Below are 10,491 nucleotides of genomic sequence, written 5' to 3'. Positions count from 1 at the left end.
CCCCGCCGCGAGCACGATGGGTTTCCAGTCCAGGTACACGAGCAGCAACGCGAGCGTGACGAAGACCCCGAAATGCAGCTCCAGCGTGCCGCGCGCCAGTTGGATGTGCAGCATGACGAAGCAACACAGAATCGCGGACAACACCATCCGAGACAGCATCGTGGCTCTGGCCGTGGCGTGGACCAGCAGCGCCGGTGCCAGCAAGGTCAGTGATGCGCCCCAGGCCAGGCCGGAGTCCACGAAACCGTGGCCGATCGCGATGGCGGCCACCGCCGCCACGGCGATGATCCCCAGGATGATGCGGTCGCCTAATAAGGCCTGTGCGTTGGCCGCTGCGCGTGGCATGGTGATGGAGGACATGATGGTGTGGGGCGAGAGTCGTTAAAGGAGCCGTGAACAGAGTGGGTGGACTGAATGTTCGGCGGGCGAAAAAGACGACGCGCCGCAAGAATGCAGCGAATGCCACTCAGGGCAAATCAGCAGAAATCCTGATATGGAGCGTTTGCTCAGGATAGATTTTCTCAATCAACCCTGTCCGTGCTGACCAGGGCGGGGCCGCACGCCCGCGGCATCAAGGCCGGTAGAGGGCTGGTGTCAACACTCTGGAGCAAGGTGCTCAGAGCAACACTCAGTCCTTGGGCGTGAAGCTGATGATCAGCACCGGCGGCACCTTGCCGTCGGTGTCCTTGGGCAGGATGGCCGTCTTGTCGATGGCGCGCAGCACCGCTTCGTCCCAGAGCCGGTTGCCGCTGCTCTTGGTCAGCGTGCGGTCGGTGATGGCGCCATCGGGCGCGGTGGTGACCTTCACTTCCGCGCTGATGCTGGTGTTGCCCAGGTTGTCGGGGAAGACGATGTTGGGCTTGATGCGCGCGCGGATGCGCCCGGCGTAAGTGGCCGACGGTCCCGCCGTTCGGGTCGCTTGGCCCGCCGCATTGGGTTGGGGCGTGGCCTCGGCCAGGCCCGCCATGCGGCGGATGTTTTCCTGGCGCATCTGTTCGCGCAGCTCAGTGGCCTCGCGCTCGCGCCGTTCGGCTTCTTCCTTGCGGCGTTTTTCCTCGGCCAGCTTGCGTTCGCGTTCCTTCTGTTCGCGCTGTTTCTCTTTTTGTTCGCGTTCCAGGCGTGCCTTGCGCTCGACCTCGGCCTTGCGGGCTTCTTCCTCACGCTCACGTTCCAGGTTGATCTGGGCTTCGCGTTGCGCCTGGGCTTGCGCGCTCGGAGGGGGCGGGGGCGGCGGCTCCGCCGGCTCCGGCGTGGGCTCGGGTTTCGGCTCGGGCGGTGTGGGAGGAGGAGGTTCGGGCGGGGCAGGCTGGGCCGTGGGCGCCATCTCCTGCGGCACGGCGGCCCAGAGTTCGGCCTCCACGGCCAGCGAGGTGTCGCGTTTCCAGCCCACGCCCCAGGTCAGCGCGGCCACCAGCAGCACATGGACCAGCAGGGCCAGGCCCAAGGCGCGTTTGTCGATGCCATCGCTGCGCGCGCCACCCCCGCCGCGGCGGGGGGCGGGCTGCAGCGTGCTGGCTTGGAAGGCGGAGGGTTCGTTCACGCGGGTTCGATCGGGTGTCGATGGGAAAAGTCGGGAAGGGCGGTTCGCCGCTTCAACGTGCCGTCTGCACCGACAGACCCACGCGCTGCACGCCCGCGCGTTGCAGGGTGTCCATGACCTTGACCACGGCCTCGTACTTCACGTTCTTGTCGGCGCTGATGACGACGGCGCTGCCGCCACCGGCCGCACCGGTGTCCGCGCCCGGCGCCTCACGCTGCGCGTTCAGCACGTTGGCGGCCAGCTCGTCCAGGCGCACGGTGCGGGTGTCGTCGCGAATGCGCAGGCGCAGGCTTTCGTCCTTGTTGACGATGACCTCGATCACCTGGGTGGGGGCGGGCGCGGCCCGGCTGACGCTGGGCAGGGCGACCACGCTGGGCGTGATCAGCGGGGCCGTCACCATGAAGATGATGAGCAGCACCAGCATCACATCGATGAAGGGCACCATGTTGATCTCGTTGATGGTGCGCCGTCCGCGACCTCGGTGAGCTACGCCGGGCATGGTTGATTTCCCTTCCTGGTGTTCAGCGCGTCTGCGCCGTGGCCTGCTGACCGCTGATGTTGCGTTGCAGGATGTTGGAGAACTCCTCGATGAAGGTCTCCACCGCGTTGGCGACGCGGTCGATGTCGCGCGCGAAGCGGTTGTAGGCCACCACGGCCGGAATGGCGGCGAACAGGCCGATGGCCGTGGCCACCAGGGCCTCGGCGATGCCAGGCGCCACCGTGGCCAGCGTCACCTGCTGCATGGAGGCCAGGCCGGTGAAGGCGTGCATGATGCCCCAGACCGTGCCGAACAGGCCGATGTAGGGCGAGACCGAGCCCACCGTGGCGAGGAAGGACAGATTGCTTTCGACCGAGTCCATCTCGCGTTGCATGCTCGCGCGCATGGCGCGGCGCGCGCCGTCGAGCAGGGCGGAGTTGTCGGTCACGCGGCGCTCGCGCAGCTTCTGGTACTCGCGCAGGCCAGCGACGAAGATGCGTTCCATCGGGCCGCTGTCGCTCTTTTGCGCAGCCTGCGCGTACAGGGTGTTGAGGTTGGCGCCGGACCAGAAGTCCTGCTCGAATTTCTCGTTGCTGGCGCGCACCTTCTTCAGGCCGAAGTGCTTGCTGAAGATGGCGGCCCAGCTGGCGATGGAGCCGCACAGCAGGATCAGCATGACGGCCTGCACGACCCAGCTGGCGTGCAGCACGAGTTGGATGATGGAGAAGTCTTGGCTCATGGTTTCAGGGGCTTCCTACGGTGTGTTTCCTCGCGGCGGCTCGGGCAGGGCCCGCCGCACGGCGTCGGGCAGACGGGCTGGGCGCAGCGTGGCGGCGTCCACCCAGGCGATGTGGACCGTGCCATCGCACAGCAGCTGCGTGCCCAGCCTGGCGGCTTGCGCGATTGTGAGGGATGCGCGACCGCTTGGCGCCAACTCGGCACTGACCGCAAGGACATCGTCCAAACGCGCGGGCCGGTGGTAGCGGATGTCGGCGGCGGTGACGACGAACATGCCGCCGGTCTGGGCACGCAAGGCGCCTTGGTCAATGCCCAGCCCGCGCAGCCACTCGGTGCGTGCGCGCTCGAAGAACTTCAGGTAATTGGCGTAGAAGACGATTCCGCCCGCGTCCGTGTCTTCCCAGTACACACGCACGGGCCAGGTGAAGGTGGCTGGGCGCGTGCGATCGGTCATCCCAGCAACTGGCGCAGGCGCGCCACGGCTTCCTGCAACTGGGGCAGGGCGTTGGCGGTGGAAAAACGGATGTAGCGGCCCGTGTCGGCATGGCCGAAGTCACGCCCCGGCGCCACGGCCAGGTGCGCGCGCTCCATCAGGGCGAAGCTCAGGTCCCAGCTGTCTTTGACATTCAGTTTGCGGCAGGCCTGGGTGCAATCGGCCCAGGCGTAGAAGGCACCATCGGGCATCACCGGCACGGTCAGGCCCAGGGCGTTGAGCTCGGGAATGAAATAGTCGCGCCGTGCCTTGAACTCGGCGCGGCGGCGCTCGTACTCGGCCAAGCTCTCGGGTTCGAAGCAGGCCAGGGCCGCGTGCTGGGCGATGGTGCTGGGGCAGATGTAGAGGTTCTGCGCCAGCCGTTCCACCACGGACACCAGCACCTGTGGCACCACCAGCCAGCCCAGCCGCCAGCCCGTCATGTTGAAGTACTTGCTGAAGCTGTTGATGGAAATGATGTTTTCGCCCAGGTCGCTGCCGTCCGAGGCCCGCAGACCCAGCGCACTCTCGCCGTAACGCTCGTCGTGGCTCAGCCCCAGGTAGATCTCGTCCAGCAGGGTGATGCCATCGTGCTCCCGCACGACCTCGGCGATGCGGCGCAGTTCCGCCGGGTCGATGGAGGTGCCCGTGGGGTTGGAGGGGGAGGCCAGCAGCACCCCGCGTGTTTTCAACGGGCCGCCCCAGCTGCCATCGTTCCAGTGTGCGCGCACCTGTTCGGCGCTGAGCTGGAAGCGCTCGGCCGAGCCGCTGGGAATCAGTTTCGCCACGCCGTCGGCCGCCTGCACGAACTGCCGGTTGCAGGGGTAGCTCGGGTCGGGCATCAAGATCTCGTCGCCGGCTTCGATCAAGGCCAGGCAGGCCAGTTGCAGCGCGGCAGAAGCCCCGGCCGTGACCACGATGCGCCCCGGTGCGATGGCCAGGCCAAAGCGCTGCGCGTACCAGTCGCTGATGCGTTCACGCAGCGCGGGCAGGCCGGTGGCGTCGGTGTACTGGCTGCGGCCGTCGCGGATGGCGCGTTCAGCTGCTTGACGCACCAACGGCGGCGCGGTGTAGTCCGGCTCGCCGATGTTGAGGTAGATCATGGGCTCGCGACCCGCCGCCGCGGTGCCCGCCAGGGCGGTGGCGGCCTTGGCCACCTCCATCACGTAGAAGGGCGCGATCTTGCGGGCGCGTTCGGCGATTCTCATGCGGGCTGGAACTGTCTGCGACGTTGCTCAACGGGCCTTGCCCGAGGCCTTGTCCGCCGCGACCTCGGCCGCGCGCAGCGTGGGCGCCAGTCCGTTGAGCACGGCGTTGACGTACTTGTGGCCGTCCGTGCCGCCGAAGGACTTGGCGAGTTCGATGTACTCGTTGAGCACCACGCGCCAGGGCACGTCCACGCAGTGCTGGAACTCGTAGGCGCCCATCCACATGATGGCGCGTTCGATGGGCGAGATTTCGGCCAGCTTGCGGTCCAGCAGGGGCAGGATCAGGCGGTCGAGCGCTTCAGCCTCGTTCACGCAGCCGTGCAGCAGCGCGTCGTAGTGCGCGGCGTCGGCCTTGTGAAAGCCCGTCAGGTCGCGCGTGAAAGCGTCAATGTCGGCGGTGGCGTTGCGCCCCACCAGGTGCTGGTAGAGCGCTTGCAACGCGAACTCACGCGAGCGGCTGCGGCCCGACAGGGCGCGGCTCGGTTTGTTCGCCGCCTTGCCCGCGGCTCGGCTTGCCGAGGCCTCCGCGGTCTTCGGGGTCTCGGCTTCGTTGCCGTCCGGTGCGGCGGGCTTGGCGTCGGGTTCGTTCATCAGATGTGGTTCAGCAGGTTGGCCATTTCCACGGCGGTGCGGGCCGCGTCGCGACCCTTCTCGCTCTGGCGGGCGATGGCCTGGGCCATGTTCTCGACCGTGAGGATGGCGTTGGCGATCGGGGTCTGGTAGTCCAGCGCGATGCGGGTGACACCCGCGCCGGATTCATTGGCCACCAATTCGAAGTGGTAGGTCTCGCCCCGGATGATGCAGCCCAGGGCGATCAGCGCGTCGTAGTGCGTTTTCTCGGCCAGGGCTTGCAAGGCGCTGGGCACTTCCAGCGCGCCGGGCACGTGGAAATGGTCGATGTTGCGCTCCTGCACGCCCAGGGCGAGCAGCTCGGCGCGGCAGGCGGCGGCCAGGGCGTCGGTCACGTCCTGGTTGAAGCGGGCCTGCACGATGCCGATGGCGAGATCTTTGCCGTCGAGACGGGCGTCGCCCGTTAGCAGTTGTCCTTGGTTGGCGCCGAACATGGAGAGAGTTCCTTCGATGGGAGTGTGTGGGGGCGATGAGAGCGGCCGTGCGGGCTCAGGGCGAGATGTACTCGACGATTTCCAGGCCGTAGCCGACCACGCTGGGCAGACGGCGGGATTGGCCCAGAAGCCGCATGCGTTGGACGCGATGATCGCGCAGGATTTGCGCGCCGACACCGTAGGTGCGCAGATCGACGGTGGTGCGGGGCGCCGGTGCGCTGCCGGTGAATTGCGCGAGCAAGTCGTCGGCGCCTTCGCCGCAGTTGAGCAGCACCACGATGCCGCGGCCTTCGCGCGCGACCCGTGCCAAGCTGGCGTCCAGACCCCAGGAGTGGCGCGCGCGACCCACTTCCAGCGCGTCCAGCAGCGACAGCGGTTCGTGCACGCGGGTCAGCACGGGGTCTTGCTCCGCCCGGCTGGGGTCGTCCAGGCCGAGGGTGAGCGCCAGGTGCAGGCTTTTGCTGGGTTTGTCACGGTAGGCGTGCGCGGTGAATTCGCCGTAGGCGGTCTTGAGCGGACGGCTCGCGACTTTCTCGATCAGCGACTCGGTGCGGCTGCGGTACTCGATCAGGTCGGCGATGGTGCCGATCTTCAGGCCATGCTCGGCCGCGAAGATCTGCAGGTCCGGCAGACGCGCCATGGTGCCGTCGTCCTTCATCACCTCGCAGATCACGGAGGCGGGCGAGCAGCCCGCCATGGCGGCCAGGTCGCAACCGGCTTCGGTATGACCGGCGCGCATCAGCACGCCGCCGTCCACCGCCTGCAGCGGGAAGATGTGGCCGGGTTGCACCAGGTCGTCGGGCTTGGCGTCACGGGCCACCGCGACTTGCACGGTGCGGGCGCGGTCGGCGGCCGAAATGCCGGTGCTCACGCCCGTGGCCGCTTCGATGCTGACGGTGAAGGCCGTGCCGTGCTGGGCGCCGTTGCGCGCCGCCATGGGCGGCAGGCGCAGGTGCTCGCAGCGCTCGCGAGTCAGCGTCAGGCAGATCAGGCCGCGCGCATGCTTGGCCATGAAGTTGATGGCCTCGGCCGTGACGTGTTCGGCGGCGATGACGATGTCGCCTTCGTTCTCACGGTCTTCCTCGTCGACGAGGATGACCATGCGGCCGGCGCGCATCTCGGCCACGATGTCCTCGACGGGCGAGATGGGAACGGGCGATGGCTTGGTGTTCATGAGTTTGCTTTCAACATGCGCTCGACGTAGCGGGCGACGGTGTCGATTTCCAGGTTCACGCCCGAGCCCGTCTTGAGCTGGCCCAGGGCGGTGTTTTGCACGGTGTGCGGGATGAGGTTGATGCTGATCTCGCAGCCACCGCCAGACACGGCGGGCTGGTCCACGACCTGATTCACCGTCAGGCTCACGCCGTTGACGGTGATGGAGCCCTTGTAGGCGAGGTAGCGGGCCAGTTCTTGAGGAATGCGGATGCGCAGTTCCCAGCTTTCGCCGACCTGGGCGAAGTGGCTCACCGTGCCGACGCCATCCACGTGACCGGAGACGATGTGCCCGCCCAGGCGGTCGCCCGCGCGCAGGGCTTTTTCCAGGTTGACGGTCTGGCCTTGGCCCAACCCCGTGGTCTTGGCCAGGGATTCGGCGGAGATGTCGATGGTGAACTGCCGCCGCGACGCGTCCAGCGTCGTGACCGTCATGCAGGCGCCGTTGAGCGCGATGCTGTCGCCCAGGCCGACGTCGTCCAGATAGTCAGGGGGGGAAGTTTCGGGCGGACAGGCGATGGTCAGGCGCTTGCCGTGCTGCAAAGAACTGCCGAGGTCGTGGCTGGCGACGATGCGCCCCACGCCGGTGATGATGCCGGTGAACATAAGGGCGCTATTTTCGCAGAATGCGCCGAGGTCGGCGCCGGGCGGGGTTTTGGATCAGCTCTTGCGTCCTCGGCGCGGCTCGGATCAAACCCGCAGCGCCCCCCGGAACCCTCGCGCCGCGTAATAGGACTGCGCCCCATTGTGGTAGGTGAAGACGGTGCCGTAACGGCGGTCGCAGAAGAGCGCACCGCCGAGTTGGCGGATGCTGTCGGGCGTTTGCACCCAGCTCGAGGTCTTGAGGTCGAACTCGCCCAGCGTCTGCAACTCGCGGTACTGCGCTTCGGTCAGCAGTTCAATGCCCATCGCGGCCGCCATGTCGACGGCGGTGTCTGCCGGAGGTGCGTTGCCCTTGCGCGAGTCCAGCCCGGCGCGGTCATAACAGACGCTGCGCCGCCCGCTGGGGCTCTCGGCCGCGCAATCAACGTAGAGGTATGTGCCCCGTGTGGGGTCTTGGCCCACCACATCGGGTTCTCCGCCGGTGCGTTCCATCTCAGCCAAGGATGCCAGCTTGTCTGGCTGGGACTCCAGGCGCTCTTGCACCTCGGCCCAGACCAGGCGCGGGTGGCGTTGCATGTTCTGCTCGAAACGGTTCTGCAGCGTCTGGAGCAGGGCCTTGCGCAGAGGCGCGGTGAGGGCAGCAGTCTTGGGCATGGTCAGTGAACTCCGGCTGATGGGACATGGTTCGGCGGAGGCGAACTCGGCGGCATGCACAGCGACTTGGGCGACGGCATGCCTGACCGTCTCGCCGCCGCGCTCAGTGCGCGACGATGCTCGACGACACTTTCCAGAGGTCCACGCCACCATCGCGCGCATGCGGTTCGATCGCGGCCAGTTCTTCCGGGCTGAAGGCCAGGTTCTTCACGGCGTCCAGCGAGTCGTCCAACTGCTCCACGGTGCGGGCGCCGATCAGCGCGGAACTGACCCGCGCATCGCGCAAGACCCAGGCGATCGCCATCTGTGCCAGGGTCTGCCCGCGCCCGGCGGCGATGCCATTGAGCGCCTGGATGTGCCGCAGGTTCTCCTCGCTCAACATGCCTTGTTTCAAGGACCCGCCACGGGTGGCGCGTGCGTCCTCAGGCACGCCCTGGAGGTACTTGCTGGTGAGCAGGCCCTGGGCCAGCGGCGAGAAGGCGATGCAGCCGACGCCGAGTTCCCCCAGGGTGTCGAGCAGACCCCGTTCGATCGTCCGGTTGAGCATCGAGTAATTCGGCTGTTGGATGAACAGCGGCACTTTTTCGGCCGCCAGGATTTTCGCGGCCTCGCGGGTCAGTTCAGGCGAGTACGAGGAAATGCCCACGTACAGCGCCTTGCCCTGCCGGTGCAACTGCACCAGCGCCTGCAGGGTTTCGTCCAGCGGTGTGTTCGGGTCCACGCGGTGTGAGTAAAAAATGTCCACGTAGTCCAAGCCCATGCGCTTCAGACTCTGGTCGCAGCTGGCGATGAGGTGCTTGCGCGTGCCCGTCGGGCCGCCGTAGGGGCCGGGCCACATGGCCCAGCCGGCCTTGGTCGAGATGATCAGCTCGTCACGGTGCCGCGCGAAGTCCGCCGCGAGCCAGCGGCCGAAGTGCTCTTCCGCCGATCCGGCGGGCGGGCCATAGTTGTTCGCGAGATCGAAATGGGTCACGCCGCGGTCGAAGGCCCGGCGCAGGACGGCGCGACCGGTCTCGAAGCGATCAACGCCGCCAAAGTTTTGCCACAGGCCCAGCGAAATGGCGGGCAGCACCAAGCCGCTGCGGCCCACGCGGCGGTAAGGCATGCGGCCGTCGTAACGGGAAGGGTCAGCAACAAAGGTCATGGGAGGGCTTCCTTGCGCGGGAATGAAGTGGGAGGAGGGACGCGGATGGTAGCGGCGTGTGAGGGGGCTGTGTAGAGGGCCGATGCCGAGGCCCGTGAGCGCCGGTCGACATGGAGGGCGGCGCTCGGAAATGCGGCGCTAAGAAATGCGGTGCTCGGTGCGGCGTTCAGAACGGCTCGCGTCCCGACAGACGTGCCAGCACGCGCAGGTCGGGGCCGACCTGGGTGATCTCCCGGTAGTCCAAGGTCACGGCGTCGGTCAGCGTGTTCAAGGGGCCGATCTGCGCCATGCCGCGCCCCGCGCCCAGCAGCTTGGGGGCGAGGTAGATCAGCAGCTCATCCACCAAACCTTCACGCAGCAGGGAGCCGTTGAGCTGGTGGCCTGCCTCCACATGCAACTCATTGATCTCGCGCTGCGTGGCCAGGTCGCGCAGCAGGGCCGCCAGGTCCACCTTGCCTTGCGCGTTCGGCAGGTGGACGACCGTGGCGCCGCGTGCTTGCAGCGCGGATTGCCGTGCCGCATCCGTCACGGCGCCATAGATCAGCACGGGCTGGGCCTCTCGGCCCGGCGCCGTGTCGCGATGGGGCTCGAACAGGGCTGCGGTGGGTGGCGTTTCCAAGCGGCTATCGACCACGACCAGACGCGGCTGGCGTGGTGTCTCGACCAGGCGCACGTCCAGACGCGGGTTGTCCTCGCGCACGGTGCCCATGCCGGTCAGGATGGCGCAGGCGCGGGCGCGCCAGGCGTGCCCGTCGGCGCGTGCTTCGGGGCTGGTGATCCATTGGCTGAGGCCGTTTTGCAGGGCGGTCTGGCCGTCCAGCGAGGCGGCGATCTTCATGCGCACCCAGGGCAGGCCGCGTTGCATGCGGCTGAAGAAACCGAGGTTGAGTTCGCGCGATTGCGCCGCGCCGGGGCCGACTTCGACAACCACCCCGGCCGCGCGCAGGCGGGCGAAACCCTGGCCCGCCACTTTCGGGTTCGGGTCTTCCAGCGAGGCGACGACCTTGCCGATGCCGGCGGCCGCGAGGGCTTCGCAGCAGGGGCCCGTGCGACCCTGGTGCGCGCAGGGCTCCAGCGTCACGTAAGCGGTCGCGCCCCGCACATCGTGGCCGCGCGCTTGCGCGTCGCGCAGCGCCATCACTTCCGCGTGCGGTCCGCCCGCGCGCTGAGTGTGACCCTCGCCGAGCAATTGCCCCTCAACACCGACGATGACGCAGCCCACGCGCGGGTTGGGCGAGGTGAGGTAAAGGCCCTGTTCGGCCAGGGCGAGCGCGCGTTGCATGGGGGCGGGCAGGGTCATGGCGGGAGTCTAAGGCCAGGCCTACACCGGCAGCATGGGGGGGCTCATCCCTCGCCGCGCGCAGATGCGCATCGCGGG

Annotated in this window: 12 protein-coding genes and 1 pseudogene; all 13 read right to left on the bottom strand. The window is 67.7% G+C overall.

What is annotated here, in order from left to right; genetic code table 11:
• Window positions 1–360 (bottom strand): annotated as a pseudogene (locus tag HGR_RS09335) (methyl-accepting chemotaxis protein); the annotation flags it as partial.
• 268 nt (window positions 361–628) lie between these two features.
• Window positions 629–1,540 (bottom strand): energy transducer TonB, encoded by a 912-nt coding sequence (locus HGR_RS09330; protein ID WP_006297969.1) that lies wholly within the window; start codon window positions 1,538–1,540, stop codon window positions 629–631.
• A gap of 52 nt (window positions 1,541–1,592) precedes the next feature.
• On the bottom strand, window positions 1,593–2,039 hold the full coding sequence (locus tag HGR_RS09325) for a biopolymer transporter ExbD (protein ID WP_006297968.1): 447 nt from the start codon (window positions 2,037–2,039) through the stop codon (window positions 1,593–1,595).
• A 22-nt stretch (window positions 2,040–2,061) separates the two neighbouring features.
• Entirely contained in the window at window positions 2,062–2,757 is a 696-nt protein-coding gene (tolQ, locus tag HGR_RS09320) for a protein TolQ (protein WP_006297967.1), read from the bottom strand.
• A 15-nt stretch (window positions 2,758–2,772) separates the two neighbouring features.
• Entirely contained in the window at window positions 2,773–3,210 is a 438-nt protein-coding gene (gene ybgC, locus HGR_RS09315) for a tol-pal system-associated acyl-CoA thioesterase (RefSeq protein WP_006297966.1), read from the bottom strand.
• On the bottom strand, window positions 3,207–4,436 hold the full coding sequence (locus tag HGR_RS09310) for a pyridoxal phosphate-dependent aminotransferase (protein WP_006297965.1): 1,230 nt from the start codon (window positions 4,434–4,436) through the stop codon (window positions 3,207–3,209). The genes ybgC and HGR_RS09310 overlap by 4 nt, the downstream gene beginning before the upstream one ends.
• A gap of 27 nt (window positions 4,437–4,463) precedes the next feature.
• Window positions 4,464–5,027, bottom strand: coding sequence for a transcription antitermination factor NusB (nusB, locus tag HGR_RS09305; RefSeq protein ID WP_006297964.1), 564 nt, complete (start codon window positions 5,025–5,027; stop codon window positions 4,464–4,466).
• On the bottom strand, window positions 5,027–5,500 hold the full coding sequence (gene ribH, locus HGR_RS09300) for a 6,7-dimethyl-8-ribityllumazine synthase (protein ID WP_006297963.1): 474 nt from the start codon (window positions 5,498–5,500) through the stop codon (window positions 5,027–5,029). The genes nusB and ribH overlap by 1 nt, the downstream gene beginning before the upstream one ends.
• Window positions 5,501–5,555: 55 nt before the next feature.
• Window positions 5,556–6,674 (bottom strand): bifunctional 3,4-dihydroxy-2-butanone-4-phosphate synthase/GTP cyclohydrolase II, encoded by a 1,119-nt coding sequence (ribBA, locus tag HGR_RS09295; protein WP_006297962.1) that lies wholly within the window; start codon window positions 6,672–6,674, stop codon window positions 5,556–5,558.
• Window positions 6,671–7,318, bottom strand: coding sequence for a riboflavin synthase (locus tag HGR_RS09290; protein WP_006297961.1), 648 nt, complete (start codon window positions 7,316–7,318; stop codon window positions 6,671–6,673). Before HGR_RS09290 ends, ribBA begins: the two co-directional genes overlap by 4 nt.
• Before the next feature lie 84 nt (window positions 7,319–7,402).
• Window positions 7,403–7,969, bottom strand: coding sequence for a DUF4256 domain-containing protein (locus HGR_RS09285; protein ID WP_006297960.1), 567 nt, complete (start codon window positions 7,967–7,969; stop codon window positions 7,403–7,405).
• Window positions 7,970–8,072: 103 nt separating this feature from the next.
• The gene (gene mgrA, locus HGR_RS09280) at window positions 8,073–9,113 is read right to left on the bottom strand and encodes an L-glyceraldehyde 3-phosphate reductase (RefSeq protein ID WP_006297959.1); all 1,041 of its coding nucleotides are present in this window, start codon (window positions 9,111–9,113) and stop codon (window positions 8,073–8,075) included.
• 166 nt (window positions 9,114–9,279) lie between these two features.
• Entirely contained in the window at window positions 9,280–10,413 is a 1,134-nt protein-coding gene (ribD, locus tag HGR_RS09275; RefSeq protein WP_006297958.1) for a bifunctional diaminohydroxyphosphoribosylaminopyrimidine deaminase/5-amino-6-(5-phosphoribosylamino)uracil reductase RibD, read from the bottom strand.
• Window positions 10,414–10,491: the final 78 nt, after the last annotated feature.

The sequence above is a fragment of the Hylemonella gracilis ATCC 19624 genome (assembly GCF_000211835.1).
Lineage (GTDB): Bacteria > Pseudomonadota > Gammaproteobacteria > Burkholderiales > Burkholderiaceae_C > Hylemonella > Hylemonella gracilis.
This window is presented reverse-complemented; position numbering and strand designations above follow the sequence as displayed.